General features: G+C 46.3%; 28 protein-coding genes and 5 tRNA genes. 9 read left to right on the top strand and 24 right to left on the bottom strand.

Annotated elements, in window-relative coordinates; genetic code table 11:
• The 15 genes from rpoC to Q0198_RS04365 form a co-directional block, all read right to left on the bottom strand.
• The coding region (rpoC, locus tag Q0198_RS04435) for a DNA-directed RNA polymerase subunit beta' (RefSeq protein ID WP_297895457.1) at positions 1-3430 on the bottom strand (3430 nt) is incomplete at its 3' end.
• Positions 3427-7563 (bottom strand): DNA-directed RNA polymerase subunit beta, encoded by a 4137-nt coding sequence (rpoB, locus tag Q0198_RS04430; RefSeq protein WP_297895454.1) that lies wholly within the window; start codon positions 7561-7563, stop codon positions 3427-3429. The genes rpoB and rpoC, both read right to left, overlap by 4 nt.
• 90 nt (positions 7564-7653) lie before the next feature.
• Positions 7654-8034 (bottom strand): 50S ribosomal protein L7/L12, encoded by a 381-nt coding sequence (gene rplL / locus Q0198_RS04425; RefSeq protein ID WP_177386842.1) that lies wholly within the window; start codon positions 8032-8034, stop codon positions 7654-7656.
• Between the two features lie 20 nt (positions 8035-8054).
• The gene (gene rplJ, locus Q0198_RS04420) at positions 8055-8534 is read right to left on the bottom strand and encodes a 50S ribosomal protein L10 (RefSeq protein ID WP_297895451.1); all 480 of its coding nucleotides are present in this window, start codon (positions 8532-8534) and stop codon (positions 8055-8057) included.
• A gap of 113 nt (positions 8535-8647) precedes the next feature.
• Positions 8648-9349, bottom strand: coding sequence for a 50S ribosomal protein L1 (gene rplA / locus Q0198_RS04415; protein ID WP_297895448.1), 702 nt, complete (start codon positions 9347-9349; stop codon positions 8648-8650).
• A 56-nt stretch (positions 9350-9405) separates the two neighbouring features.
• Positions 9406-9831 carry a 50S ribosomal protein L11 gene (rplK, locus tag Q0198_RS04410; RefSeq protein WP_005872629.1) on the bottom strand — a complete coding sequence of 142 codons (426 nt, stop codon included), beginning with the start codon at positions 9829-9831 and terminating at the stop codon, positions 9406-9408.
• A 20-nt stretch (positions 9832-9851) separates the two neighbouring features.
• A complete protein-coding gene (gene nusG, locus Q0198_RS04405; protein WP_291939405.1) occupies positions 9852-10382 on the bottom strand; it encodes a transcription termination/antitermination protein NusG in 531 nt (176 codons plus the stop codon).
• 14 nt (positions 10383-10396) lie between these two features.
• The gene (gene secE / locus Q0198_RS04400) at positions 10397-10570 is read right to left on the bottom strand and encodes a preprotein translocase subunit SecE (protein WP_005872632.1); all 174 of its coding nucleotides are present in this window, start codon (positions 10568-10570) and stop codon (positions 10397-10399) included.
• Positions 10571-10582: 12 nt separating this feature from the next.
• Positions 10583-10658 (bottom strand) — tRNA-Trp (locus tag Q0198_RS04395).
• A 7-nt stretch (positions 10659-10665) separates the two neighbouring features.
• Complete coding sequence (gene rpmG, locus Q0198_RS04390; RefSeq protein ID WP_005872634.1) at positions 10666-10839, bottom strand: 50S ribosomal protein L33; 174 nt, start codon at positions 10837-10839, stop codon at positions 10666-10668.
• 56 nt (positions 10840-10895) lie between these two features.
• Positions 10896-12095: an elongation factor Tu gene (gene tuf / locus Q0198_RS04385; protein WP_040304280.1), complete on the bottom strand. Its 1200-nt coding sequence runs from the start codon at positions 12093-12095 to the stop codon at positions 10896-10898.
• Between the two features lie 56 nt (positions 12096-12151).
• Positions 12152-12226, bottom strand: a tRNA-Thr gene (locus Q0198_RS04380).
• Positions 12227-12339: 113 nt separating this feature from the next.
• Positions 12340-12416, bottom strand: a tRNA-Gly gene (locus Q0198_RS04375).
• A gap of 12 nt (positions 12417-12428) precedes the next feature.
• Positions 12429-12513, bottom strand: a tRNA-Tyr gene (locus Q0198_RS04370).
• A gap of 36 nt (positions 12514-12549) precedes the next feature.
• Positions 12550-12625 (bottom strand) — tRNA-Thr (locus Q0198_RS04365).
• Between the two features lie 126 nt (positions 12626-12751).
• Between Q0198_RS04365 and Q0198_RS04360 the strand changes: the two genes are divergently transcribed.
• Entirely contained in the window at positions 12752-12964 is a 213-nt protein-coding gene (locus Q0198_RS04360) for a hypothetical protein (protein ID WP_297895445.1), read from the top strand.
• Between the two features lie 611 nt (positions 12965-13575).
• On the opposite strand, the gene Q0198_RS04355 is transcribed toward Q0198_RS04360, so the two are convergent.
• From Q0198_RS04355 to hemB, 7 genes are read right to left on the bottom strand one after another with little or no spacing between them, the layout of a single operon-like run.
• On the bottom strand, positions 13576-14880 hold the full coding sequence (locus Q0198_RS04355) for a (Fe-S)-binding protein (protein ID WP_297895443.1): 1305 nt from the start codon (positions 14878-14880) through the stop codon (positions 13576-13578).
• 11 nt (positions 14881-14891) lie between these two features.
• Positions 14892-16256, bottom strand: a complete 1365-nt coding sequence (hemN, locus tag Q0198_RS04350; protein WP_297895439.1) for an oxygen-independent coproporphyrinogen III oxidase — start codon at positions 16254-16256, stop codon at positions 14892-14894.
• Complete coding sequence (locus tag Q0198_RS04345; protein ID WP_297895436.1) at positions 16249-16731, bottom strand: DUF2603 domain-containing protein; 483 nt, start codon at positions 16729-16731, stop codon at positions 16249-16251. The genes hemN and Q0198_RS04345 overlap by 8 nt, the downstream gene beginning before the upstream one ends.
• A 14-nt stretch (positions 16732-16745) precedes the next feature.
• Positions 16746-17669: an ornithine carbamoyltransferase gene (argF, locus tag Q0198_RS04340; protein ID WP_297895433.1), complete on the bottom strand. Its 924-nt coding sequence runs from the start codon at positions 17667-17669 to the stop codon at positions 16746-16748.
• A complete protein-coding gene (locus Q0198_RS04335; protein WP_297895431.1) occupies positions 17666-18058 on the bottom strand; it encodes a type II toxin-antitoxin system death-on-curing family toxin in 393 nt (130 codons plus the stop codon). Before Q0198_RS04335 ends, argF begins: the two co-directional genes overlap by 4 nt.
• A 9-nt stretch (positions 18059-18067) precedes the next feature.
• A complete protein-coding gene (locus Q0198_RS04330; protein ID WP_297895429.1) occupies positions 18068-18283 on the bottom strand; it encodes a hypothetical protein in 216 nt (71 codons plus the stop codon).
• Positions 18284-18285: 2 nt separating this feature from the next.
• Positions 18286-19260 (bottom strand): porphobilinogen synthase, encoded by a 975-nt coding sequence (hemB, locus tag Q0198_RS04325; protein ID WP_297895421.1) that lies wholly within the window; start codon positions 19258-19260, stop codon positions 18286-18288.
• 63 nt (positions 19261-19323) lie between these two features.
• On the opposite strand from hemB, the gene ribA reads away from it, so the two are divergent.
• The 4 genes from ribA to Q0198_RS04305 are packed head-to-tail and all read left to right on the top strand — an operon-like array spanning position 19324 to position 21204.
• Positions 19324-19884 carry a GTP cyclohydrolase II gene (ribA, locus tag Q0198_RS04320; RefSeq protein ID WP_297895419.1) on the top strand — a complete coding sequence of 187 codons (561 nt, stop codon included), beginning with the start codon at positions 19324-19326 and terminating at the stop codon, positions 19882-19884.
• A complete protein-coding gene (rsmG, locus tag Q0198_RS04315) occupies positions 19881-20459 on the top strand; it encodes a 16S rRNA (guanine(527)-N(7))-methyltransferase RsmG (protein ID WP_297895417.1) in 579 nt (192 codons plus the stop codon). Before ribA ends, rsmG begins: the two co-directional genes overlap by 4 nt.
• Complete coding sequence (locus Q0198_RS04310; protein WP_177386853.1) at positions 20459-20665, top strand: hypothetical protein; 207 nt, start codon at positions 20459-20461, stop codon at positions 20663-20665. Before rsmG ends, Q0198_RS04310 begins: the two co-directional genes overlap by 1 nt.
• Positions 20662-21204 carry a hypothetical protein gene (locus tag Q0198_RS04305; protein WP_297895414.1) on the top strand — a complete coding sequence of 181 codons (543 nt, stop codon included), beginning with the start codon at positions 20662-20664 and terminating at the stop codon, positions 21202-21204. Before Q0198_RS04310 ends, Q0198_RS04305 begins: the two co-directional genes overlap by 4 nt.
• A gap of 258 nt (positions 21205-21462) precedes the next feature.
• Here the strand turns inward: Q0198_RS04305 and Q0198_RS04300 are convergent, their stop codons facing one another.
• Positions 21463-21651 carry a hypothetical protein gene (locus Q0198_RS04300; RefSeq protein WP_297895410.1) on the bottom strand — a complete coding sequence of 63 codons (189 nt, stop codon included), beginning with the start codon at positions 21649-21651 and terminating at the stop codon, positions 21463-21465.
• Positions 21652-21776: 125 nt separating this feature from the next.
• Here Q0198_RS04300 and Q0198_RS04295 point away from each other — a divergent pair, with 125 nt between their 5' ends.
• From Q0198_RS04295 to Q0198_RS04280, 4 genes are all read left to right on the top strand, one after another.
• Entirely contained in the window at positions 21777-22979 is a 1203-nt protein-coding gene (locus tag Q0198_RS04295) for a chloride channel protein (RefSeq protein ID WP_297895407.1), read from the top strand.
• Positions 22980-23177: 198 nt separating this feature from the next.
• A complete protein-coding gene (gene lysM / locus Q0198_RS04290) occupies positions 23178-23600 on the top strand; it encodes a peptidoglycan-binding protein LysM (protein WP_297895404.1) in 423 nt (140 codons plus the stop codon).
• Positions 23601-23772: 172 nt separating this feature from the next.
• Positions 23773-24039 (top strand): hypothetical protein, encoded by a 267-nt coding sequence (locus tag Q0198_RS04285; protein ID WP_297895401.1) that lies wholly within the window; start codon positions 23773-23775, stop codon positions 24037-24039.
• 44 nt (positions 24040-24083) lie between these two features.
• A complete protein-coding gene (locus Q0198_RS04280; protein WP_297895398.1) occupies positions 24084-24752 on the top strand; it encodes a hypothetical protein in 669 nt (222 codons plus the stop codon).
• Between the two features lie 170 nt (positions 24753-24922).
• Here the strand turns inward: Q0198_RS04280 and Q0198_RS04275 are convergent, their stop codons facing one another.
• Positions 24923-25981, bottom strand: coding sequence for a DUF3137 domain-containing protein (locus Q0198_RS04275; protein WP_297895395.1), 1059 nt, complete (start codon positions 25979-25981; stop codon positions 24923-24925).
• Between the last annotated feature and the right edge of the window lie 304 nt (positions 25982-26285).

The following is a 26285-nucleotide window of genomic DNA, read 5'->3' as shown; positions in this document are numbered from 1 at the left end:
TATTATCATCATAGGTAATGACCGATTCGCGCGGTATATAGTGGCGGATCGCCTCTCTGCCGTTGTCATCGGAGATGACTACGTACATGCCCTTCTCGCTTACGACATGACCTTTTTTGATATCTCTTAACCTCTCTAAATAATCGCCCTTTAGGATGAAATACTTAAGCGTACCATTTGCTCCCGCTTTGATCTTTTGAGTTACCGGCTCGCCGTCTTTGACGCGAAGTTCGCTTGCAAACGGAATTCGAGTAGGGATATTCCAGTCTTCTTTTATAACCTCTACTAAACTATCATTTTCTCCAACGGTTTCGCCGTCTTTGAAAACGATGTAGAATTTCCCCTCAACTTTACCGCTTACGCCCGCAAGCTCGGTAGGCTTGGCTAAATCGTGGCGTCGGATAGTATATTTAAATTCTTCTTTCTTGCCTTTTAGCGTGATATTCACATCATCGTGGGTTATATCGATGCTTACTTTGCCGGTAATCGGAGCTTTGATCTTTGGCTCTACCAAAAGCACCGCGGCATTTCTGCGGTTCATCACGATATTTTTGCCGCCGTTTTCATAGGTCTTGACGTTGTAGTATCTGATAAAGCCCTCTTTATCGGCGATTACTTGGCGATCTTGCTGCTCGGTAGATGCTGTACCGCCGGCGTGGAAGGTTCGTAGCGTAAGCTGCGTACCCGGCTCACCAATGGATTGCGCAGAGATGATACCGACCGCTTCACCCGGTTTTACCAGCTTGCCCTCGCCTAAATTTACACCGTAGCACTTCGCACAAACCCCTTTTTCAGCCTTGCACGTAATAGGCGTACGGATGCTTACGGATTTGATGCCGGCATCGACTATGGTGCGTATCTCATTAACGCCTAGGAGTGTGCCTTCGGTGAATAAAATTTCATTCGATACCGGATCAATCACATCCGAGCTTAGCACCCTACCCATAATCCTATCGGCTAGACTTTCTATTTGCGTTCCGTTTTCTACGATCTCCGTGACTTCGATACCCTCGTGCGTGCCGCAGTCGTGCATCGTAACCCTGACGTTTTGCGCGACATCGATCAGCTTTCGCGTTAGATAGCCCGCGTTTGCGGTCTTAAGCGCAGTATCGGCAAGACCTTTACGAGCGCCGTGGGTCGAGATGAAGTACTCATTTACGTTTAGACCCTCTCTAAAATTTGAAGTAATCGGCGTCTCGATGATCGAGCCGTCGGGCTTACTCATCAGACCCCTCATGCCTGCTAGCTGCTTGATCTGCTCCGCGCTACCTCGCGCGCCGCTATCGGCCATCATATAGATCGAGTTAAAGCCGTCCTTGTCCTTCTCCATCATCTTCATCATCTCATCGGCTAGCTTCTTGCTAGTGCTAGTCCAGATGTCGATCGTTTTATTATAGCGCTCGCCGTCGGTTAGCAAACCCGCGCCGTATTGGTTCTGAACTTCTCTGACCTGCTTTTTAGCCTCTTCTACAAGACCCGCTTTGGACTTCGGCACGATGATGTCCGAAACGGAGATCGAAACGCCCGCTTTAGTAGCGGATTCAAAGCCTAAGTTCTTAAGATTATCCAAAAATTCCGCGCTTATCTCAAGGCCGCCGTTTTTATAGACGTAATCGACAAGCTCGGCGATATCCTTTTTCTTCATAATCTTATTCCAAAGATGATCCGGAATAAAGCTAGGCAGGATCGATTTAATGATCAATCGCCCCGCCGTCGTAAAGATGATGCGATGATCGATCATCGTTTTGATCTTAGCGTGGATGTCTAGAGCGTTTGCCTCTACGGCGAGCATTACCTCATCGACGTTTGCAAAAATTTTATTCGTTCCTTTTGCACCCGGCTTTTCGAGGCTTAGATAATAAATTCCTAAAACCATATCCTGGCTAGGCACTGCGACGGGCTTTCCACTCGCAGGAAGCAAGATGTTCATCGAGCTAAGCATTAAAATTTTGCATTCCGCGATCGCCTCTTGGCTAAGCGGCACGTGCACCGCCATCTGATCGCCGTCGAAGTCCGCGTTGAATGCGGCGCAGACTAGCGGATGCAGCCTGATCGCCTTACCCTCGACGAGCACCGGATGAAACGCCTGAATAGACATCTTATGAAGCGTCGGCGCGCGGTTTAGCATAACCGGGTGATCCTTTACGACCTCCTCCAAGCACTCCCAAACTTCATTGATCCTATTTTCGATCATCTTTTTAGCCTGCTTAACGGTCGTTGCATAGCCCTTCTCTTGAAGGCGAGCGATTAGATGCGGCTTGAATAGCTCAAGCGCCATAGTTTTAGGCAGACCGCACTGATCCATGCGTAAATTTGGACCTACGACGATGACGGAGCGGCCCGAAAAATCCACGCGCTTGCCGAGCAAATTTTGACGGAAGCGGCCTTGCTTACCTTTAATGATCTCGCTTAGAGATTTAAGCGGTCGCTTATTAGCGCCTTTTACGGCATTGGCGCGACGTCCGTTGTCAAAAAGCGCATCCACCGCCTCTTGAAGCATTCGTTTTTCATTGCGGATGATGATCTCGGGCGCGTCGAGCTCCATCAGCCTTTTGAGCCTAGAATTTCGATTTATGACGCGTCGATATAGATCGTTTACGTCCGAAACCGCAAATTTACCGCCCTCAAGGCTTACAAGCGGGCGTAGATCGGCAGGCAGCACGGGCAGATTTGTAATCATCATCCACTCGGGCTTATTACCGGAATTTAAAAAGCTCTCGACGACTTTTAGACGCTTGACGATAGTTTTTTTCTTCGCTTCGGAGTTTGTGTTATCCATCTCCTCCTTCAAAGAATTTAAAATTTCAACTAAATCAAGCTCAGCTAGCATATCGCGGATTACCTGACCACCCATTTTGGCGACGAAGCCTGTCTGCGAAAAGCGCTCTTTTAGGCTCTGATACTGCTCTTCGTTTAAAACGTCATATTTTTCGACCTTTTTAGAATTTTCGTTGTCGTAAAATGCCTCGCCTGCACTTTCCACGATATACGCCTCATAGTAAAGCACGCGCTCAAGATCTTTCATCTTGATGTTTAGCAGCGTACCGATGCGGCTAGGCAAGGAATTTACGTACCAAATATGCGCCACCGGCGTTACCAACTCGATATGTCCCATTCTAGTGCGGCGAACCTTCGAGCTCGTGATCTCGACGCCGCATTTTTCGCACTTCCAGCCCTTATATCGCATCTTTTTATACTTGCCGCAGATGCACTCATAGTCTCTTACGGGACCGAAAATTTTAGCGCAAAAAAGACCGTCGCGCTCCGGCTTAAGCGTGCGGTAATTGATGGTTTCGGGCTTTTTGACCTCGCCGTGGCTCCATGCTTTGATCTGCTCAGGGCTAGCAAGCCTGATAGCAAACGCGTCGAAGTCGTGAACTCTGGCGTCCTCTTTTATTTCTATTCTTTCTAAATTTGAATTATCGCTCATTTATTCTCTCCATTCTCGTAAATTTCAACGTCTAGAGCAAGCGATTTAAGCTCGTTAGTTAAAACAAAAAATGTCTCAGGAATTCCTGTAGACGGAACGTTTTCGCCTTTTGTCAGCGCCTTATATGCAGCCAAGCGTCCGTCGACGTCGTCGGATTTGATCGTTAGCATTTCGCGGAGCGTGTATGCCGCGCCGTATGCCTCCAGGGCCCAAACTTCCATCTCTCCAAATCTTTGACCGCCGAATAGCGCCTTGCCGCCGACCGGCTGCTGCGTGACTAGGCTGTAAGGACCGGTGCTTCTTGCGTGAACCTTTTCGTCGACTAGGTGGTGCAGCTTGAGATAATACATGCAGCCCACGTTTACGCGCTCTTTGATCTTTTCGCCGGTGCGACCATCGTAAAGCTCGGTCTTGCCGTCCTGATCGATGCCCGCCATCTCAAATAGCTTTTTGAAATCCTCGGGCACAATGCCTTCGAATATCGGAGCGGAAAATCTAACGCCCTTAGCCCAGTCTCTAGCGTATTTTAAAAGATCCTCATCGCTGATCTTTTCAAGAGTTTTTTTAGCCTGCATTAGTTTAGAAACGCCCGCGATCTCAATCATTTTGGCGCGAAGGGTTTTTAACCATTCGCCTGTTTTTTCCTCTAAAATTTGAGCAATCTGCTCGCCTAAGCGCCAGCCCACAAGACCTAAGTGGCTCTCCATTATCTGACCGATATTCATACGACTTGGAACGCCGAGAGGATTTAGCACGATATCCACGCGCTGTCCGCTAGGCAGATACGGCATATCAACCTCAGGGACGATGTTTGAGACGATACCCTTGTTTCCGTGGCGACCCGCCATCTTATCGCCCACTTTTAGCTTGCGCTTGGTAGCGATATAGACCTTTACGAGCTTAACGACGCCGCTTGGCAAGATATCGTCTTTTTCTAAAATTTCGATCTTTTCGTCGTGTTCCTCTTTGAGCTTGCGCTTTTCGTTTTGGAAGTGGTTTTTTAGCTCTTCGTATTCCTTCTGAACAGCTTTAGAATAGGCTTTGACGAAGGAATTTAACGTAAAGCGGTTGGAGCTTTCAAGCTCCTCTTTTTTAACCTTATCGCCCTTTTTATAATCTTTTTTATTTAGACTTTGATCGCTTTGTAAAGCGCTTTTAGAAAGAAGTGCCACTACCTTTAGCATCTCCTCGCGATCGAGCATCAAAAGCCTGTCGTGATGCTCCCTTTCGAGCTCGGTTTTTTCATCCTCATAGGCTTTGCTCGTGCGTGGATCCTTCTCGTAGCCCTTTTTGGTAAAAATTTTAACGTCGATTACTACGCCTTCCATCGAAGCGGTAGCATAGAGAGATTTATTTACTACATGCCCCGCCTTCTCGCCGAAGATCGCGCGTAAAAGCCTCTCCTCTGGGGTCGGCTTAACCTCGCCCTTCGGAGTTACCTTGCCTACCAAGATCATGCCGGGCTTGACGTGAGTACCGATCTTTACGATGCCGCTATCATCAAGGTGGGTAAGCTCCTCCTCTTTGATATTAGGGATGTCGCGCGTGATCTCCTCTACGCCGTCTTTAAGCTCTCTAGCCTCGATCTCCTTTTCATAAACATGCACGCTGGTGTATTCGTCGGCGCGGATCATCTTTTCGCTCATGACGACGGCATCCTCGTAATTGTAACCGTGCCACGGCATAAAGGCTATGAGGGCGTTTTTGCCAATCGCAAGCTCGCCGCCGTCCATGCTAGGACCGTCGGCTATAATTTGACCTGCCTTTATCACGTCACCTTTTCGCACGATAGGGCGCTGTGAGAAGGTGGTGTTTTGGTTTGTGCGTAAATTTTTCTCCATCGAGTAGTGATCGATAAACGGCCCCTTCTCGTCTTCGCCCAAAATAAATATATTTTTATTATCGACCTTCTCTACGACGCCGTTGCGATTAGCTTTGATCGCTTCCCACGAATCGCGCGCGATAATCGCCTCCATGCCCGTTCCTACGATAGGTGCAGTGGAGTGTAGAAGCGGTACGGCTTGGCGCTGCATGTTCGAGCCCATAAGCGCGCGGTTAGCATCGTCGTGCTCCAAAAACGGAATCAGTGATGCCGCTACGCCCGCGACCATACCGGAGCAAAGATCTATCAGCGAAATATCCTCGCGTTTAGCCATGATGTTTTCGCCGTCTTTTCTGACCTCTAAAAGCTCCTCTACGATATTGCCCTCTTCGTCCAATTTAGCGGACGCCGGAGCGATTACGAGCCCCTCCTCCTGCGTAGCGGTAAGATATACGATCTCGTCCGTGACCTTGCCGTCTACGACCTTTTTATACGGAGCCTCGACGAAGCCTAGATCATTTACCTTCGCATAGGTTGCCAAGGTGTTAATAAGACCGATATTTTGACCCTCCGGGGTCTCGATAGGGCAAATTCTACCGTAGTGCGTAGGATGGACGTCTCGCACCTCAAAGCCGGCGCGCTCTTTAACTAAACCGCCCTCGCCCAGCGCAGATAGACGGCGCTTATGCGTAACTTCGCTAAGCGGGTTAGTCTGATCCATAAACTGGCTTAGCTGGCCGCCGGTGAAAAATTCCATAAGCGTAGTGGTGATGATTTTAGGGTTTACGAAATCATACGGCATAAGCTCGTCTAAATTTCCGCTAATGCCGGTAAATTTATCCTTGATCGCCTTTTGAACCTTGATAAATCCAAGATGCATCTCGTTTGCCAAAAGCTCTCCGATTGAACGTATGCGGCGATTGCCGAGATTGTCGCGATCATCGATGAAGCCGTCGCCATTTTTAACTCTAATTAGATATTTCGCCGTCTTGATAATATCCTCGCTAGTTAGCACGGTTACGTACTCCGGCGCCTCGATACCTAGCTTGTGGTTCATCTTCATACGGCCGACTTTAGTTAGATCGTAGCGCTCCGGATTAAAAAACAGATCGTTTACGAAGCTCTTTGCCGCCTCCTTTACCACCGGCTCGCCCGGGCGCATAACCTTGTAAATTCTAATCGCTGCCAGATCGTTCTCGTCGTCTATACCCTCGCTTTGCTGCAAGAGCTTAAGCGCGTCGGCGTCTTGGATGAAGGAATTTATGATTGAAGTATCTACGCCACTAGCTAGGTCGTTGGCGATCGTAAATTTTTTCTCGGTGTTGGCGATCTTGGCTAGCTTGCCCTCATCAAGCGCGGTTAGCGAATCAAAAAGCACTTCGCCGCTGTTTTTATCGACGATGGCGCCCGCTAGGTAGCGCTCGGCTAAAATTTCAGCCGGATACTCGATGAGCTTTAGTCCGTCCTCTGCTAACTTCTCCGCTTTTTTAGATGTTAGGCGCTTGCTTGCTTGATGAAGTACTTCGCCCTTTTCGTTTATAATGTCGTAATCGAGCCTGCCCGCGTATTCTTTCGGATCGAAATCAGTCAGGAATTTTCCTTTTTTGATATAGATTGTCTTAATAGGATAAAATAATTTTATAATGTCTTGTTTTTTGTAGCCGAGTGCGCGAAATAGGATCGTGATCGGAACCTTGCGTCTTTTATTTATGCGCACATATAGTACGTCTTTTACGTCGTATTCGAAGTATAGCCAGCTGCCGCGATCAGGTATTATTTGAGCGGTGTAGATGAGTTTATTTAAAACCGTAGGGCTCTCTTCCTCTTTGAAGATTACGCCCGGGCTTCTGTGCAGCTGATTTACGACGACACGCTCTACGCCGTTAATGATAAATGAAATTCTATCGGTCATTAAAGGAATGTCGCGGATAAATATATCTTGCTCTTTGATCTCTTTTACGCCAATTTTTTTGCCCGTCTTTTCATCGCGCTCATGCACGAGCAGACGGAGCTTCATCTTTAAATTTACCGAATAAGTAAGCCCTCTTTCCATGCATTCTCTGATCGAATACTTTGGCTTTGAAATTTCGCTGCTTACATACTCGATACTTAGTCTATTCTGTGCGTCGTGGATAGGGAAAATGGCTTTAAAAACCTTCTCTATGCCGCTTTCTCCACCCGAGTTATCAAGATTTAAAAAATGATCAAAACTTTTCTTTTGTAGTTGTAATAAATTCGGAATTTCGATGTCTTTGGGAACCTTTGAAAAATCCACTCTAAGACGATTTCCTGAATATAGGCTGTTTAACATTCCACTACCTCGTAGTTGTATTTTAAAGAAAGAAGTGCCGATACGACGCACCGGCACACATTTGTATGCGAAATTTTAAAATTCCGCGATTTATTTGAGTTCGACTTTAGCGCCTGCTTCTTCAAGCTCTTTTTTAGCCTTCTCGGCGTCTTCTTTGTTAAGTCCCTCTTTAAGAACGGACGGAGTAGCCTCGGTAGCGTCTTTGGCTTCTTTTAGACCAAGGCCCGTTAAGGCGCGAACAACCTTAATTACGTTGATTTTCTTATCGCCCGCATCAAGCAATACGACGTCGAATTCCGTTTTCTCTTCAGCCGCTGCCGCACCTGCGCCGCCAGCACCTGCGCCGCCTGCTACCATAACTGGAGCTGCGCTTACGCCGAATTTTTCTTCGAATTCTTTAACTAACTCGCTAAGCTCTAGCACCGAAAGATTAGAGATATACTCTAAAACATCTTCTTTTGAAATTGCCATTTTATTCTCCTAAATTTTAATTAAGCGCTAGCTTCTTTTTTCTGCTTAAGCGCATTGAGGCCGATCGTAAAATTTTGAATCGGCGCATTCCATACTTGAAGTAGCATCGCGATAAGCTCGTCTCTCGAAGGCATCTTCGAAAGCGCTCTAACCTTATCTATGCCAGCTACTTCCCCATCGATATGAGCGGTCTTAAGCTTAAAAATTTCATTTTTCTCTTCAAATTTAGCCGCTACTTTGCATACAGAAAGCTGCTCGCCCCATAAGAAGATATTGGTATCTTTAAAGCTAAGTCCGTTTTTTTCGGCATTTTTTAAAGCGATATTAGCTAGGGTATTTTTGATAACTCGAACTTTTACGCTCGCTTCGCGCGCGCTATTTCTAAGATCTTCAAGCTGCTTAACGCTAAGGCCTTTAAAATCGGAAATTACTATAGCTTCGCTAGCTTTGAAAGCCTCGCCAAGCTCCGCTACTATCTTTGATTTTTCGTCTCTCGTCATTAGGTCTCCTTTCCGATCGGTGATTTCAAGCCAAGCGATCGAAATTTTAAAATTTCGATCAATTAAGTTAAAAACCTTGAGCTATCTCCAATCTAAGATAAAAATTTAAAATTTTATTTTAAATCGATTATTTCTTGATTATCCAGCGTAACCGCAGGGCTCATAGTAAGTGAAAGCGATGCGTGAGTTACGTATCTACCTTTCGCAGTCGCCGGCTTATGCTTATTTATGGTTTTGATAAACGTCGTAAGATTGTCTAAAAGCTGCTCTTTGCTAAAGCTAGCCTTGCCAAGACCTGCGTGGATATTTCCCTGCTTATCGACGCGGAAATTTACCTGTCCGCCCTTGGCGTTTTTAACGGCCTGAGCGACATCCATAGTAACGGTACCGGTTTTAGGGTTCGGCATAACGCCTTTTGGACCAAGAATACGACCTACCTTACCGACTAGTCCCATTAAATTTGGAGTAGCGATAAGAACGTCGAAATTTATATTTCCTTTTTGAATCTCTTCGATCAGATCATCGGCACCCACGATATCTGCACCCGCTTCGCTAGCCTCGCTAGCTTTTGCGTCTTTTGCAACCACGGCTACTCGAACGCTCTTGCCAGTACCAGCAGGCAAAACGACCGAGCCGCGCACCATCTGATCGGCATGTCTTGGATCTACGTTTAGTTTAAGAGCGATCTCCACCGTCTCGTCAAATTTAGCAGAAGCTAGAGTTTTTACTGTGCTTACCGCTTCGTCTACACTATAAATTTTATTTACGTCAACTTTTTTTAAAAGTTCGTTGAATCTTTTTGAATTTTTTGGCATATATTTCTCCGCAATTAAAGTGCTACCGCTTTTTTAAACCTTAGCGGTCAAAAGGTCTAGTCAGTGACCGTAATACCCATAGAACGAGCCGAACCCGCTATAATCCTAGCCGCTTGCTCTCTATCTTTGGTATTCAGATCGGCGATCTTTTTCTCGACGATCTCTAAAACCTGAGCTTTGGTTAGGGATGCTACCTTCTTTTTAAGAGGGTTGTCCGAACCTTTATCTATCTTTGCCGCCTTTTTGATCAAATCCGTCGCAGGCGGTTGCTTAGTGATAAAAGTAAAGCTTTTATCGGCATAAACCGTGATGATAACAGGAATGTTAAAGCCCGCCATATCTTTGGTTCGCTCGTTAAACGCTTTGCAAAATTCCATAATATTAACGCCCTTTTGACCTAGTGCAGGACCTACCGGCGGGCTTGGATTTGCTTTTGCGGCCGCTATTTGCAGCTTGATTTCGCCAACAACTTTCTTAGCCATAAATTTACTCCTTATAAAATTTAAATAATCTTTTCAACTTGCGAGTATGAAATTTCAATCGGCGTGCTTCGTCCGAAGATCGAAACATTGAGGCGAAGCTTGCCATGTATCATATCATACTCTTCTACGATGCCGTTGAAATTAGCAAAAGGTCCATCGACGATCCTAACCGTCTCGCCCTCATCGAAATTAATCTTGGGCTTAGGAGCCTCGCGATTATTGATCTTTTCTAGAATTATTTCGATATCCTTTTCCGGTAGCGGAGATGGCTTTTTCGCCTCGCCGATAAAGCGACTGACCTTAGGCAACATCTGAATTCTATGCCACAAAGTGGTATCCAGATCTAAATTTGCAAAACAATACCCTGGATATAAGCTGCGCTCTTTAATGGTTTGCTTTGTATTTTTGACCTCTATAACATCTTCGGTAGGCACTAGCACTTCGCCGATCTTAGCCTCAAGCGCTTCATCTTGCTTTAGCGCTTCTATCGCACGCTTTACCGCCATCTCGCTGCCGGCGTAAGTTTGTATCGCATACCATTTATTTGCCATATTGCGATCCTTACTTAAGCCGTTATCAAAGCGGACATAATCAGATCCACTAGCGCTAAAAACAGTGCGATAACTACGACTACGACGACTACAGAGATATATGCTGTTTTAGTTTGATCTTTAGTCGGGAAAATTACCTTATCTAACTCTACTTTTGCTTGTTTATAATACTCTTTTACTTTTTCCATACCCAATCCTCGTGGCAGGGCAAGAGGGATTCGAACCCCCAACCATCGGATTTGGAATCCGGCGCTCTACCGTTGGAGCTATTGCCCTATAACAATTAGCCTTTTAACTTTACTTCTTTATGAAGCGTGTGCTTTTTTAATCTAGGGCAATATTTTTTAAGTTCTAGTTTTTCGGTCGTAGTTTTGCTGTTTTTATAAGTAGTATAGTTAATATCGCCACTTTCGGAGCATTTTAATCCGACCTTTACTCTACTTGAATTCTTTGCCATTTGGTTTCCTTGAATAAAAAAGCAAGCGGAATTTTAAAATTCCGCTTGCAAAAAAATTAAGCGATGATTTTCGAAACGACGCCTGAACCTACGGTATGACCGCCTTCGCGAATCGCGAAGCGAGTACCTTGCTCAAGAGCAATCGGAGCGATTAGCTCAACGGTGATCTTAACATTATCGCCAGGCATTACCATTTCGGTTCCTTCAGGAAGGGTAATCGAACCGGTAACATCTGTCGTACGAACGTAAAACTGCGGTCTATAATTATTAAAGAATGGAGTATGGCGTCCGCCCTCTTCTTTAGTTAGGATATAAACCTCGCCCTCAAATTTAGTATGAGGAGTGATAGATTTTGGTTTGCATAGAACCATACCGCGCTCTACTTCCTCTTTCTTAGTACCGCGCAATAAAACGCCTACGTTATCACCGGCTTCACCTTGATCCATCTCTTTTCTAAACATCTCAACGCCAGTGACGGTAGTAGTCTGAGTAGGTTTAATACCTACGATCTCGATAGTATCGCCAACTTTAACGATACCTTTTTCGATTCTACCGGTTACAACGGTACCGCGACCGGAAATCGAGAAAATATCTTCGATCGGAAGAAGGAAATCTTTATCGGTATCGCGAACAGGAGTTGGAATATAGCTATCAACCGCGTCCATAAGCTCCATAATCTTTGCAGACCATTCGCCGTCTTGCCCGGCTTTCGCTTCCTCAAGAGCTTTAAGAGCAGAGCCTTTAATGATTGGGGTCTCGTCGCCAGGGAATTTATACTCTTTTAGAAGATCTCTAACTTCCTCTTCGACTAGCTCTAAAAGATCCGGATCATCGACCATATCGGTTTTGTTTAGAAAAACTACGATATAAGGAACGCCTACCTGGCGAGAAAGCAAGATATGCTCGCGAGTTTGAGGCATAGGACCATCCGCAGCAGAAACAACTAAAATAGCGCCGTCCATCTGAGCCGCACCGGTAATCATATTTTTTACGTAGTCGGCGTGACCAGGGCAGTCAACGTGAGCATAGTGACGTTTCTCAGTCTCGTATTCGATGTGAGACGTAGCGATAGTAATACCGCGCTCTTTTTCCTCTGGAGCGTTGTCGATATTGTCGTAGTCTTTTAGCTCGGCTAGACCCTTCCTAGAAAGAACAGCAGAAATAGCAGCTGTCAAAGTAGTCTTACCATGGTCAACGTGACCGATGGTACCAATGTTTACGTGTGGCTTGTTACGATTAAATTTTTCTTTAGCCATCATATCCTCCGTTATTGATTTGTGGATTACACAACAAACTAAGCGACTCTATTTTATGGAGCTCATAGCGGGACTTGAACCCGCGACCTCTTCCTTACCAAGGAAGTGCTCTACCTCTGAGCCATATGAGCCTAAACTCAGGCAAAGAGAAATCGCTACCAATACCCAACAATGCGACCAAAATTTAGATTATGTAAGCATATAAAAGCAGTTAAGTTTTACAGCTCCCAGTAAACCTAAATGGTGGAGCGGGAAACGGGGCTCGAACCCGCGACCCTCAGCTTGGAAGGCTGATGCTCTAGCCAACTGAGCTAATCCCGCATCAAAAATTCATGGTGGTGAGACGTGGATTCGAACCACGGAAGGCAAAGCCAGCAGATTTACAGTCTGCCCTCGTTGGCCACTTGAGTATCTCACCCTTTGATGAAATCTGGTCAAACACTGTTACAAAAAATGGAGCTGGTGGACGGGATCGAACCGCCGACCCACTGCTTACAAGGCAGTAGCTCTACCAGCTGAGCTACACCAGCATTTTGAAATTGAAGTGGCAATTATAACCGAAAAATCCCCAATTGTCAAGGCTAAAACAGCCTATTTTAAAATTTCATAAAATTTCTGCTATAATGCGCGCAATTTTAAATTTTAAGGAATTTTATATGAAAATCGTACCTTGGATCATAATAGTTTTTATGATTTATTTGATTTATTATTTTATCTCCCGCTCTGAAAAGCGTCTAAATACCCTTGAAAAGCGCCTAAATAAGATAGAAGAAAACTTAAGCGAGATAAAAAAGGCTACCGAAGCCAACAGGCTCTTGATCGAAGAAGCAAAGCTGGACTCTGAAGATGACACAAAAGAGCAAGGATAAAATTAAATTTAAATCCATGATCTTGCTAGCTTAGCCTTTTTTGCTAAATATCTCGTGCTAAAAATTGTGAGTATATTTTATGCATACTTTGGCATTTTTGAAAGAAATTTTGCCCCAACGCCAAAACCGCGAAGTAGAAGAAGCTCATACGTAACTAATTCTTAAATTTTACGAAATTTAAAATTCGCGCTTTAAGCCTGCTCCGCCACGCAAATCAATAAATCAAAATTCTAGCTATTTGCTCACAGCACAAATTCCATAGAATTTCAAATAATGCCACATAAAATTAAAATTCTGCCAAAATCCATCCCTCAATTCAACTTCTTAAAATTTTGCGCAAATCCCTCAGCTAAAATTCTAAACTACAAAATTTTAGTATTTAAAATCATATTGCTCAATCCCCCGTAGCAACAAAATCTATGGGCTCACCGTGCACCGCTTCAGCCTACTTTGTCCAAAAGCCCAAAGACGCAAACCGCAACCTTTACAAGCTAACGATAAAATTTAATCATAATTTTTAAAAACCAAAATTTCAAAAGTACAGAATTTTACCCCAGGATGTGAATTGAGTAAAAAGCTGGCGAAATGCAGGAGCTTCTAAAACGCAAAATTTATCCATTGGAATTTTCCTCGCCTATAAGCGCTTCAGCGATGAGCTCTAGCGGATTTATGCACCTCATCTGCGAGCCGCTTAAAGAAAGTGAGTTATTTAGCTGCATCCTGCACGCACTGCACTCGGCGGAGACTACGCGCACAGGCAGATCTGCCATTGCACGCGCCTTAGCTAATCCCACTGCGCGCGCGAGCTCGTAGCGCTCGGTTTGCATCGTCACGCCGCCAAATCCGCAGCATTTATTAGGCTCATCCATCTCGGTTATTTCGTAGTTTTGAGCGAGCAAGCCGCGCGGTTCTTTCCAAATACCCTGCATTTTGCGGGCATGGCACGGATCGTGATAAGTAATCGCTAAAGCCCTTTTGCCGTGGCGCATCAAAAGATCACTTAAGTTTGTAAATTTATAAAAGTATTCGCTAGCCATAAAAATTTTACTTGCAAGCTTTTGCGCGCGGGCTTTCCATTGCGGCTCATTTTCAAAAAAATGCGCGTAATCCACCCGCAACATCGCAGAGCACGTAGCCTCGGGCACGATAATCGCATCAAGAGCAGGCATGACTCTTTCGAAATATGCTATATTAAATTTTGCCACGCGTTCAACCGCCGCAAAATCTCCCGTAAAATACGCAGGAGCGCCGCAACAGGCTTGTTCCTTCATCAAATTTACGTTTAGCTTTAGCGTTCGCGCGATATGTAAAATCGCCTCGCCTACGCCCGTGTAAGCGTAGTTTGCCATGCAGCCGATAAAAATTCCGATAGTTTTTTCGCCGCCGTTGTCGATAAATTCTGCGTGCGAGTTCATAAAACTCTTTTTTGCAAGCGCAGGTAGCAAGCGCTCTTTTTTAAGTAGTGGCAAGTCAAATCTAGGCGACATAGAGCTTTGCGTATCTTTTCGCATCTTAAAGCCACAGCTAAGAAACACGTATCCAAGCGCTGCTGCTAGATCCAGCGCTTTGCGGTGCCCGAGCAGCCAAAACGCAGCTTTTTTGTACCACGCGATGCCAAATTTTTCCGCAATGCGCGCGCGAACATTCTCGATTGCCGTATCTATGGGCAAAGACTCACCGCAAATATCTACGCAGTTGGTGCATAAAAAGCAGCTCTCAAAAATTTTCTTAGCGTTTTTATCAAGCTTTAGCTCATTTCTGCCGTAAGCACCCAAAAGATCCACAAATCCGCGCGGGCTCGTTACTTCATCGCCGTTAATGCCATGAATCGTGCAGACTTGGATACATTTACCGCATTTTACGCAGCGCTCACTAAGTGCCGCAAAATCGAACGCTCCAAGCTTTGCCCTACTCATAGCCACACTGCTTAGACGGTTTTAGAAAAGCGCTTTTCGCCTAAATTTTTACCCATATACTCATCAAAGCACATCGCGATATTGCGGATCAAAAGCGTACCGGTGGGCGTTACGGAAATTCTATGCGGCGAGACTTGTACGAAATCCTTTAGCGCCTCAAGCTGCTTTAGGCTCGCGCCGAAATGCTCGAAAAATTTTATCTTAAATTTCTCCTCGATCGCCTCTATATCGACGCAAAAATTACTCATCAGCCCCATAATCACCTCTTTGCGCAGCAGATCCTCTTCATTTAGCAAAACGCCCCTGCAATACGGCAGCCTGCCCGCATCTATCGCGGCCTCGTAAGCGTCCATATCTTTGAAATTTTGCGCGTAGTGGCGCGCGCCCTCGCCGATGCTGGTTAGCCCGATGCCGATCAGATCGGCGCCGCCCTTGGTCGTATAGCCTTGGAAATTACGGTGCAGCGAGCCGTTTTTAAGCGCGGCATGAAGCTCGTCCGCGGGCTTTGAGTAGTGATCCATGCCGATCATCTCATATCCGTTCGCGCTTAAAAAATCGTGGGTAAATTTCAAAATTTCAAGCTTCACTTTAGGCTCGGGCAGGGTCGTCTCGTCAAATTTACGCATAGATTTTTTGATCCACGGCACGTGAGCGTAGTTAAAAATCGCGAAGCGGTCCGGATCAAGCGAAAGCGCAAGCTCCAGCGTGCGCTTAAAGCTAGCTAGGCTCTGATACGGAAGACCATAGATCAGATCCATATTTATCGATTTTATCCCCCTCTCGCGCGCCATGGCTATGACGTCCCTCGTAAGTTCGAAAGGCTGGATGCGGTGGATCTCCTTTTGCACGCGCTCATCAAAGTCCTGCACGCCGTAGCTGATGCGATTAAAGCCGTTTGAAACAAGCACGTCAAGCTGCTCGGCGTTTAAAAACCGCGGATCGATCTCGCAACTGATCTCGGCTTCGGAGCTGAAGTTTTTAAAATATTTTTTGATATTTTTTATGTGGCGCGCGAGCTGTTCGGCGCTAAAATATGTAGGCGTGCCGCCACCGAAGTGCATCTGCACAACCTGCCTGGAGCCGTCCACGACGCCGCTTAAAATTTGCATTTCGCGCTCGATATAGTCCAAATAGCGATCCATCTTGTCGCGCTTACCGGTGTAGATTACGTTGCAGCCGCAAAAATAACAGGCGGAGCGGCAAAACGGCATGTGAAAGTAAAGCGACAGCGGCGTAGAGCTTTTCTGATTTTTCAGCTCGTTCAAATACCCGTCGTAGCTGAAATTTTCGCTAAATTCCAAAGCGGTCGGATAGCTCGTGTAGCGCGGTCCAGGGCGCGAAAATTTCGCATAAGCGTCGAAGTCTATGCTATTCACGGCCGCCCGCCTTGGTTTTGATAAGCTCTTCGATGTCGATGAAAAGGTTCGGATGCAGGCTTTTTACGCGCGAGACGACGGCATCGACGTCTAAGCTTAATCTTTTTGCACTCGGATCTGCGCCCGTAAGCCTTCTGATCTCGTCCATGCACACGATCCACGCGTCGCCGAAATCCACCGGCGTATGCTGCAAGATCGAGCGCTCAAGCTTGAGATTAAAATTTTCCTGCATCGCGTTTTTGGTCGCAGCGATGAGATTTGCAAGCGATTTTATCGAGATCATCGTGTGTACTTCGTTATTTTCGTCGATGCCGAACCACGGCTCCTCGTCGCTCCACGAGCCGCTTTTTAAAGTGAGTTTTTTCTCGTTGTCCTCGCCCTGCGAAATTTCAAAAACCGTCCTTTTCGAGCTATCCAGCCCGAAAAATTCGCTCGCTTTGTCGATCTTTTTTAGCGCTTTATCTTTTTCTTCCATGCTTTCTCCTAAATTTACCTTCTTTGATCCAGCCAGACCATAACGCCCTTTTGCGCGTGCAGGCGATTTTCCGCCTCTGCAAAAATTTCATCCGCGTGCGCTTCAAACACGGCCTCGCTCACCTCATATCCGCGGTACGCCGGCAGGCAGTGCAAAAAGATCGCGTTTTTTTTAGCCAGAGCCATTAAGCTTTCGTCCACGCAAAAGCCCGCAAAATCGCGAATTCTTTGCTCCTTTTCGGCTTCTTGCCCCATCGAGACCCAAGTATCGGTCGTCACGACGTTTGCGCCCCTTGCGGCTTCCTTTATATCGTTCGTTATTAAAATTTTAGCGCCTGAAATTTCGGCATTTTGCCGCGCCTGCGCTAGTATCTGCGGATCGGCCTCGTAGCCCACGGGCGTCGCTACTCGCAGCTCAAAGCCAAGCTTGCTGGCAAGCATCAGCCACGAGTGCGTCATATTGTTGCCGTCGCCCACGTACGCGGCTTTTATCTTTGCAATTGAGGTGCCGCACTCCACGATCGTCATTAGATCCGCCATCAGCTGCACGGGATGAAATTTATCGCTTAGCCCGTTTATCACCGGCACGCGGCTAAATTCCGCAAGCTCTATTAGCGTCTCGTGGCGATTTACGCGCGCCATGATTAGATCGCACATTCGCGAAATCACGCGTGCAGTGTCTTTGATAGGCTCGCCGCGCCCGAGCTGTATGTCGCGACTGCTCAAAAACAGCGCGTACCCGCCGAGCTCATTCATCCCCACGTCAAAGCTAACGCGCGTCCTGGTCGAGCTTTTTTCAAATATCATCGCTAATTTTTGATCTTTTAAATATGGCTTGAAATTTCGCGCCTTGGCTTCTTTTTTAATCTTAAAGGCTAAATTTAAAATTTCGATTATCTCGTCTTTGCTAAAATCGTTTAACGTAAGAAAGTGCCTCATATCGCTCCTTTATCTTTTATAAATTTACTAAAAAATTCTTTTAAATCGCCTTTCGTCATATCGCCCGTAGCCACCTTTACGACTACGTCTTCCATCGCCGCATAAAATTCCTCGTCGTCCAAAACTATAGAATTCACCGATAAAAACATATCGGCTAGCAAAATCGCCGTCCTTTTATTGCCGTCGGTGAAAGGATGAAATTTTATGCACGAATGCGTCAAATGCACGAGTTTATCCGACATAGTAGGATAATACAGATCGTTTTTTATATTCTGCAACGCGGAAGATAAATAGCCAAGCGAAGTTTTATTATAACCTTTGCTTCCGCCTATTTTTTCTAGCATTTTATCGTGGATGAGAATAGCCTGATGCAGCGTTAAATATTTCATTTGTCTTTTTCATTTATCCTTTAATCGCTCAAAAACGGCCCTATTGCTCGGCTTATCCAGTTTCGCAATAACGGCGCTCGAAAGCTCGTCGAAATTCTCTATGCACTCATCTTCATTTTCAGATAAAATTTTAGCTTCAAATTTCATCTTTTTTGCCAGCTTCATCACGGCTTCCAAGACGGCTTGCATTTCGTTACTTTTAATCTCTAGTGCTATTTTATTCATCGCTAGCCCCTATTTAAAATTTCCGCGATCTCCTTGGCGTGATAGGTGATGATCATATCCGCGCCGGCGCGCCTTATGCCTATCATCGTCTCCATCATCACGCGCTCATAGTCGATCACGCCCGCTTTTTTACCCGCCTGCAAAAGCGAGTATTCGCCGCTTACGTTATACGCACAGATCGGCAGCAGCGTGCGCTCCCGCAGGTCTCTGATCAGATCCAGATACGCAAGCGCGGGCTTTATCATCAAGATATCCGCTCCCTGCGCCTCGTCTTGCAGGCTTTCGTTGATTGCCTCAAATCTATTTGCGGGATCCATCTGGTAGCTGCTGCGGTCGCCGAAACTCGGCGCGCTCTCAGCCACATCGCGAAACGGCCCGTAGTAGCCGCTGGCAAACTTCGTCGAATACGCCATAATCGGTAAATTTTCAAATCCGCCGCGATCAAGCGTCTCTCTCAAGGTAGCGATAATGCCGTCCATCATGCCGCTGGGTGCAATCATATCTGCGCCCGCTTTGGCGTGGATGAGCGCCTGCTGCGCCGAAATTTCAAGCGTCGCGTCGTTATCCACCGTCTGATGCACATGATCGATGATGCCGCAGTGCCCGTGATCGGTGTATTCGCAAAAGCACAGATCGGTGATGACGAGCAAATTTGGAAATTTAGCCTTTATCGCGCGCAGAGAAGTCGCGATGATGCCGTCCTCGCTTAGCGCGTCCGAGCCGATGCTGTCCTTTAGCGAAGGAATTCCGAAAAGTAAAATTTTATCCAAACCAAGCGATGTGAGAATTTCGCACTCTTTTAAAATTTCATCGACGCTCATCTGAAATACGCCAGGCATCGAGGCGATCTCCTTTTTGATACCGCTTCCTTCCACGACAAAAAGCGGATAGATCAGCGAGCGGGTTTGCAGATCGGTTTGTCGCACCAGATCCCTAAGCGCAGGGTTTATTCGTAGCCGTCTAAATCGTTTAAACATTATTTTTCCTTTTTTAGCTAGAATTGTAAGATTTATAATATCACAATCGGAGTAAATTTAAGCATGGATATAAAAATTTCAGAGGTCGCAAATCTCCCCTCCCGCTTCGGAAGCTTCCGCGTTCAGTCGTTCAAGCAAGGGAACAAGGAGCATTTGGCGATATTTAAGCAGCCTTTGGAGGGCGTCGTAAACGTGCGGATCCACTCGGAGTGCCTTACCGGCGATGCGATCGGCAGCCTAAAGTGCGACTGCCGCGACCAGCTCGAAGCGAGCCTAAAATATATCGAGGAGCGTGGCGGCATGGTGATCTATCTGCGCCAAGAGGGGCGTAATATCGGGCTTTTTAATAAAATAAACGCCTACGCGCTGCAAGACCGGGGCCTCGATACTATCGAAGCAAACCATCAACTCGGCTTCAAAGCGGACGAGCGAACCTACGAGATCGTAGATTTCATACTCGCTCATTTTGGAATTTCGCGCATAAATCTGCTTACGAACAATCCGCAAAAGCTGCACGATCTAAAGGTCGAAGTGGTCGCGCGCGTGCCGATAATCATCACGCCCAATAAATTTAACGAAAACTATCTGCGCGTCAAAAAAGAGCAGATGGGGCATCTGCTGTGAAGCTTGCGCCGAGCGAAAGCTTTAACGAGCAGGTTGCAAAATTTAAAGCCTGCCTGCAAAAATTTAACCGCGTGCATAGCCTCACGAATTACGACGATTTGGACGCGGTGGTACGCGACAGCCTAAGCGGAGCGAATTTCATACCGCGCTATCCGCGCATCGGATGCGACATCGGCTCAGGAGCGGGCTTTCCGGGGCTCTTTTTAGCGCTCGCGCTACCGCTGTGCGAGTGGCATCTGTTTGAGCCAAATCAAAAAAAAGCGGCATTTCTAACCTACGCGAAGGTTAGCCTCGCTCTAGCTAACGTAAAAATCCACGCCGAGCGCGTGCAAGACGGCGCAAAGCTGCGCGCCGATCTGATAAGCTCGCGAGCTTTGATGAGCGCGCGAAGCTTAATTGAAATTTGCCGCGGTTTTTACGATGAAAACACTACGTTTTTGCTCTACAAAGGCTCGGGCGCAGAGGCGGAAGCGGCGGAATTTCGTAAGGAATTTACGAGCGCGCGCTGCGAAATTTCTAGCGGCGAAAACGCTTTGAAAAATAGAAATTTTTTAGTGATCAAAGGGGTAAAATAATGGGAAAAATTCTAGCCATAGCCGTCATCGCGGCGCTCATATATTTTTTGATAGTGCCTAGATTTCGCATCAAGAAAAAGGACGATGCGACCGAGCTTTTGGCGTGCGACGAGTGCGGGACGTACTTTAGCAGCGACGAGCTTGCTCTGCGCGACAAAAAGCGCCTTTGCAAATCCTGCGAAGCCAAACTAAGGGGCGGCAAATGATCATCCTAGGCCACGCGCTCGTGCCCTACGAGCCGCTGTATCTCATCAAAAACGGCGATGAAGTTTTCAAATACGACAATCTGCTATTTAAATTTAACGACAGGCTCATCGCCGCGGCGCAAAAGGCGCAGAAAAAATTTAGCGTTATTACGAACGATATAAATGAAATTTTACTCGCAAACGGCGCAGGCGCGCGCTTTATCATCGTGGATAAAAAATCCGCGGCGGGCGTACAAAAGCTAGCCAATGATTATCTTTTCGACGCCAAAATCGCGATGTTTATCGGCTCTGCGCGGGCGTTAAAAAACTTAGCCGAGCTCGGTATCGATGCGGCGATCTTTAAAGACGCGATCGCAAACGCGCCCAAATCGCTACTTGCAAGCATCGGGGACAGCGTAGGTTCGAAATTTCACTTCGGACTTCCGAAAAAAGATGAAATTTTCGGCGGCGCGCAAAAGCTCGCGGATAAAATTTCGGCTCTGGATAAAAAGCTAAGCGCGCCCGCAGCCGGCAAAAACGACGATATCTGGAAAAAATAGCAAAATCTTAAGCGAATTTGTTCGCAAGGGGGGCGCAAAATTCTATGACTCATGCAAATTAAAATTCCGCGCATAATTTTGCTTAGCCTCGCGGTTTAGAATTTCACGCGAGATTTCGCTCGCTTACGCAGATCGGAATTCTACGCTGAATTTGCCCTCTTTCGCAAATTATAATTCTGCGCGAAATTTCACGCGTCCTCTGCGAAATTCTCTCGCTTATTTAATTTAAAATTTTACCAGCTCGGATAGATTTAAATTTTACGTAGAATTTCGCCTGTCCTCGCGGCAAGAAATTTCAAATAAAATTTTATCCTCCCGCGCGATGCGAAATTTTACTAAATTTTCTACGCGCGATATAAAATCTATGTAAATTTTACTCGCGCAATTAACGTAAATAAAATTCTGCCTCTGCCTAAGCTTCATAGAATTTTGTAAAATTTTACTCACAGAGACGATATAAATTCCTAGCCATTATTTTAAAATTTATTCGCGTTTTAGCTGCTTTTATATGCACGGTAAGGATTTTTTAAAGCTAAAATTTTATATAATTATGCGTTTTAAAAAGGCATATTTTGAGTACTAAATTCTTTCTAGCGATCCTTGCGATAGGCGTTATAATGGGGCTTTGCGCAGGGCTCTTAAACTTCGGCATCAACGAAATTGAAACTTTTGCTTTCGGACATAATGATGAGGAATTTCACATTATCACGGAGCAAACCACTGCGCTTAGGCGCTTTCTTAGCGTCCTCGCAGCCGGCGCAATCGTAACTATAATTAGAATTCTACTGATAAGGCTAAAACCCTTTTTAAACGTAGCTTCGATGATGGAGGGGCAAAATCCGCCGTTTTGGCAAAATTTAATCCACTCGGTTTTGCAGCTTGCAGCCATCGCCATGGGCGCACCGGTAGGCAGTGAGGCTGCTCCGCGCGAGCTGGGTGGCTTGTTTGCGGCTAAAATTTGCCGCGCCCTAAATATTAGCGGAGACGAACTTCGGCTATTTGTCGCATGCGGCGCAGGAGCGGGACTGGGCGCTGCATATAATGTCCCGTTAGCGGGCGCGCTTTTTAGCCTAGAAATTTTGCTTAAAAGCTTCGATACTCGAGCAATTTTATGCGCTTTCGCCACAAGTGCGGTGGCTACAGCTACAGCGGAATTTGGAGCTTCAAAAGAAATTTATTACGCGGTTTCAAACTTCGCCCCTACCCCGCAGAATTTACTCGCAGCGGCGCTAATCGGGCTTGTCACGGGGGTCGCAGCAAAATACTTTCAAGACGGAGTGCGCTTGTGCGAAAAGCTGCGCATAAAAAGCCTTAAAATCGCGCTTACACTGCCATTTGCATTCTTGCTTACCGCGGCGATCGGCGCATACGTACCAGAAATTTTAGGTAACGGGCGCTCCGCAGCGCAGTTTGCTTTCAACTCAGCGTCCTTTAGCCCATATTTGCTTGCGATCTTGCTTTGCAAGACATTTTGCATTTTGATGATCTTTCGCTGCGGCGGATACGGCGGCACGCTAACGCCGAGTTTTGCGCTGGGCGCAGTTTTAGGGCTATGCATAGGATTTGCGATCGGCGAAATTCTGCCTATTAACCTAAGCGCAGCTGGGGTTTGCGGAGGGGCTGCCTTTTTAGCGATCAACCTAAACGCGCCGCTTTGCGCCTTTGCCCTAAGCGCAGGATTTTGCGGGCTAAATCTCAACTCATATTCGGTCATCGTTTTTAGCATCGTATGCGCCGTGATCGCTAGAAATTTACTGACGAAAAATTTAGCGTAGTCACGGCGCTGATAATTCATACGCTGCAAATCTGAATAGACGGGCGCGGCGATGATGGTCCAAGAACCTGCTGTCGCGCATAGACTGAGCGCAGTAGGTCGCATCATTGGGCTAGGTCGGAGCCGTAAGGATATGCGCATAAGCTGATCGTTGGTAAATTTAAGATAAAATTTCGCCACTTTAACCAAAGGAGAAAACATGGGTTTACTTTCATTCGTAGCCGAAGCAGGCAAGAAACTACTAGGTCTAGGCGATGACGCCAAATCCGTAAAAGACGAGATCGCCACCAATCTCAGCTCTACGCCGGTAGAGGGGCTAGAGGTCGAGGTGCAGGGCGACACCGTCAAAATCAGCGGCAACGCCGATAAGGAAACTCTTGAAAAAGCAGCCCTCATCGCGGGCAACACCGCAGGCATTAAAAATGTGCAGATCGAGGGCATTAGAGAGGATAGCGCCGAGAACTACTACACCATCGTAAAGGGCGATAACCTATCTAAAATCGCGAAGAAATTCTACGGCGACGCGAATAAATACAAGGTTATTTTCGACGCCAACCGCGAGGTTATCAAAGACGCGAACCTCATCTATCCGGGGCAGAAGATCAGAATTCCAAAAGCTTAAGCTCGCTTTTGAATGCTGCGGCTTGATTTTGCAAGCCGCGGATTTTACTTTTGCGAGCATTACGCTGCGTTTGCGCGAGCCGTAATTTTATCAGCCCGCGACACAGCGCGACTTTGGCGAGCTAAATTTTACGAGTTAGCGAGGCGCCGCAGTTTTTTACGCTTTACAGAGTATGATTTTACAGACTGGCAGCACGGCGCGGTTTTTGCAGGGCGTGATTTTGAGCTGGCTGTGCAGCGCGGTTTTCAAACTGCGATTTTATGAACCGATAGCGCGGCATGATTTTGCAAGTTATGGATTTTACAGACTGCGGATTTACGAGCCGCGGATTTGTTTTTGTGAGACGGGTTTTGATTTTAAGCCGTGGCGCGGTTTTGCAAGCCGTACGACGGCGGATAGTGGATTATCCGCCGCACTTGCGCGCCGCTGTCCTATTTGAGAACATATAAAACGCTTTGAAATTCTATTTATAAAGAGCTAAATTTGGATAAATTTAAAATCAACACTGCGTTAGAAAAGGCCGAGTCTAGAGACTACGACAAATATCCGATAATCATCAAAGACAACGCGATAGAGATGATAAAGCTATATCTGCCGATTGTATTTATTTTGGACTTTCTTTCACATTTTGCACCATACAGACCACCGCATCCAGGAGAGCTAAATGAACGTCCAAAAGAGCTCGGAAGCTGCTATATTAAATTTAAAAATTCCGCCATAGAGTATTTTTCTACGAAGAAGAATTTAGTCCTGCTCGAAATAAAATTATCAAATATAGTGGGGATAAAACGAACCTTTGGGCCTTCCCAACCCCAATTGCCGACAATCACAAAAAAGTTTGTAATTAGCGTCGTTATGATCTACTTCGTTTTGATGTCTACGGTTTTTTACTTTAAGGGCTATGCGATAGCCCCATTCATAGTGCCGATAGCATTTGGGCTCGGCATACTCCCGCTACTTATTTTTAGACTAGTAAACGGGCTAGGGCTCGGACTAGATATGCTAAGCGGCGATAGTTTGATTATCTTCGATAAGCACTTCATCATCGACGTCTCGATTTTAACAAGCAACGAATACAAGGAACTGAAAACCTATTTTCTGCTAAAAACGGGTAAAAATTTAGACAAAATCCAGCCGCAAATTTTTATATAGGCTAGGAGTAAAGAGCAGATTTAGACGTAAAGCAAGAATTTGATAAGTAGCTAAGCGATAAATGCTTAGAAGATAGCCTCGTATGAAATCAAAATTTAATAAAGACTTAGACGCGCCAAATTATCTTTTAAGAGTTAAAAATTTTTAGCAAAAATACCGCTCAAATTTTATTAAATCCAAATCCTCACGTTCAGTTTTAAAATTTTAACGATACTCAAAAAGTTTAAAATTTCGCTCTTTATCTCGCTTGCGGGATCGCGGCGTAGCACGCTTTCATAGACGCTAGGCTCGAAATTATCCCGCTTAGTGTGCACGAAAATATGGATCCGCCGCTCTCTGATGCTCGCCCAGATCTGCGCTCCGAGCGCGTCGCCCACCGCCAAAAACCGCTCCATAAATGCGGGCGTTAGCACGTACATTGCGTTTTGCGGCTCGTCGCTAAGCACCTTGTAGCGCGCGGCAAACTCCACGTTGTCCATCGCGACGGGCTTTAGACCTACGTGCTGCTTATTTTGTATCTCGCGCGGATAGATGAAAACGGGCGCAATGATGCGTTTGTTAAATTCCGCTACGAAAAACGCCCCCACGAGCTCGTGCTGCAAATTTTGATGAAAAAAGCTCACGTCGCTAAACTCGAAGCCCACCCCCTGCCACACGCCGCCCACGCGGTCGTTGCCGCGCAGATTTTCGATGAACTCGAACAGATCGCTCTGCACCACGCGCCAAAACGGCACGCTGCCGTAGGAGACGTATTCGTAGCCGAGCTCGCGCACGAAAGGCGCCAGATAGTGCTGCTTGTAGCTTTGGCGGTACCGCCCCGTAAAGATCTCTTGCGCGATTTTTACGCCGAGCGCGTAAAGCCGCGCCGCTAACCACACCCCAAGCGCGAGTGCGGCCAAGCCTATCAGCGCCTGCGGCAAGGCTGCGGAGTATTTGAAGATCAAAAACGAGATCGCGACCGCGCCGAATTTCAAAATATTTTCCGTGCCGATGAGATCCTTTTGCCAGCCGTTTAAGTGCACCTCTTTAAGGCTCACGGCGAGCGAGGCGATCGCCAGCAGCATAAGCATCGTCGCGCTAAAACTCTGCACGCCTTGCCTGCGCGCGAAATACGCGATGACGCAAAACGCCGCAAATACCGCCACCGTGCTTATGACGGCAACGAGCTTTAGCTGCTCCACGTGCTTTTTCGCGTCCAGTCGCAGGCGCTCCAAATCGTAAATAGTCAAAATTTCGCCTTTTTTAAAATTTGTCCGCAATTTTAGCGAAATTCTAGGGATTTTGGAATTTCAAAGCTCACTCGTCCGCACATAAGGCGGATTTTTATATGAATTTCGCACAACGTCCTAAATTTAAGAATAAATTCAAAGCTCTAAGCTTAAAATTTCGCCGTAGCGGGGCGGTGCGCGGAAGTGAATTTCGTATAAAAGCGGCGCCGAATTTTGGCGCGCGGAAGCAAAATTTAAAGGCGTAAATTTGCTACGTAAAATTTAAAAGCGGGATTTTCTAGCTAAATTTTTTAAAAGCAAATTT

The sequence above is a fragment of the uncultured Campylobacter sp. genome, from assembly GCF_938045205.1.
Classification (GTDB): Bacteria; Campylobacterota; Campylobacteria; order Campylobacterales; family Campylobacteraceae; genus Campylobacter_B.
This window is presented reverse-complemented; position numbering and strand designations above follow the sequence as displayed.

Excerpts from the sequence above, each read along its gene's own strand:
- rpoB (WP_297895454.1), bottom strand. The coding sequence starts at position 7,563 with ATGTTAAACAGCCTATATTCAGGAAATCGTCTTAGAGTGGATTTTTCA.
- rplL (WP_177386842.1), bottom strand. The coding sequence starts at position 8,034 with ATGGCAATTTCAAAAGAAGATGTTTTAGAGTATATCTCTAATCTTTCG.
- rplJ (WP_297895451.1), bottom strand. The coding sequence starts at position 8,534 with ATGACGAGAGACGAAAAATCAAAGATAGTAGCGGAGCTTGGCGAGGCT.
- rplA (WP_297895448.1), bottom strand. The coding sequence starts at position 9,349 with ATGCCAAAAAATTCAAAAAGATTCAACGAACTTTTAAAAAAAGTTGAC.
- rplK (WP_005872629.1), bottom strand. The coding sequence starts at position 9,831 with ATGGCTAAGAAAGTTGTTGGCGAAATCAAGCTGCAAATAGCGGCCGCA.
- nusG (WP_291939405.1), bottom strand. The coding sequence starts at position 10,382 with ATGGCAAATAAATGGTATGCGATACAAACTTACGCCGGCAGCGAGATG.
- secE (WP_005872632.1), bottom strand. The coding sequence starts at position 10,570 with ATGGAAAAAGTAAAAGAGTATTATAAACAAGCAAAAGTAGAGTTAGAT.
- rpmG (WP_005872634.1), bottom strand. The coding sequence starts at position 10,839 with ATGGCAAAGAATTCAAGTAGAGTAAAGGTCGGATTAAAATGCTCCGAA.
- tuf (WP_040304280.1), bottom strand. The coding sequence starts at position 12,095 with ATGGCTAAAGAAAAATTTAATCGTAACAAGCCACACGTAAACATTGGT.
- Q0198_RS04360 (WP_297895445.1), top strand. The coding sequence starts at position 12,752 with ATGAAAATCGTACCTTGGATCATAATAGTTTTTATGATTTATTTGATT.
- Q0198_RS04355 (WP_297895443.1), bottom strand. The coding sequence starts at position 14,880 with ATGAGTAGGGCAAAGCTTGGAGCGTTCGATTTTGCGGCACTTAGTGAG.
- Q0198_RS04345 (WP_297895436.1), bottom strand. The coding sequence starts at position 16,731 with ATGGAAGAAAAAGATAAAGCGCTAAAAAAGATCGACAAAGCGAGCGAA.
- argF (WP_297895433.1), bottom strand. The coding sequence starts at position 17,669 with ATGAGGCACTTTCTTACGTTAAACGATTTTAGCAAAGACGAGATAATC.
- Q0198_RS04335 (WP_297895431.1), bottom strand. The coding sequence starts at position 18,058 with ATGAAATATTTAACGCTGCATCAGGCTATTCTCATCCACGATAAAATG.
- Q0198_RS04330 (WP_297895429.1), bottom strand. The coding sequence starts at position 18,283 with ATGAATAAAATAGCACTAGAGATTAAAAGTAACGAAATGCAAGCCGTC.
- hemB (WP_297895421.1), bottom strand. The coding sequence starts at position 19,260 with ATGTTTAAACGATTTAGACGGCTACGAATAAACCCTGCGCTTAGGGAT.
- ribA (WP_297895419.1), top strand. The coding sequence starts at position 19,324 with ATGGATATAAAAATTTCAGAGGTCGCAAATCTCCCCTCCCGCTTCGGA.
- Q0198_RS04310 (WP_177386853.1), top strand. The coding sequence starts at position 20,459 with ATGGGAAAAATTCTAGCCATAGCCGTCATCGCGGCGCTCATATATTTT.
- Q0198_RS04305 (WP_297895414.1), top strand. The coding sequence starts at position 20,662 with ATGATCATCCTAGGCCACGCGCTCGTGCCCTACGAGCCGCTGTATCTC.
- lysM (WP_297895404.1), top strand. The coding sequence starts at position 23,178 with ATGGGTTTACTTTCATTCGTAGCCGAAGCAGGCAAGAAACTACTAGGT.
- Q0198_RS04285 (WP_297895401.1), top strand. The coding sequence starts at position 23,773 with ATGATTTTACAGACTGGCAGCACGGCGCGGTTTTTGCAGGGCGTGATT.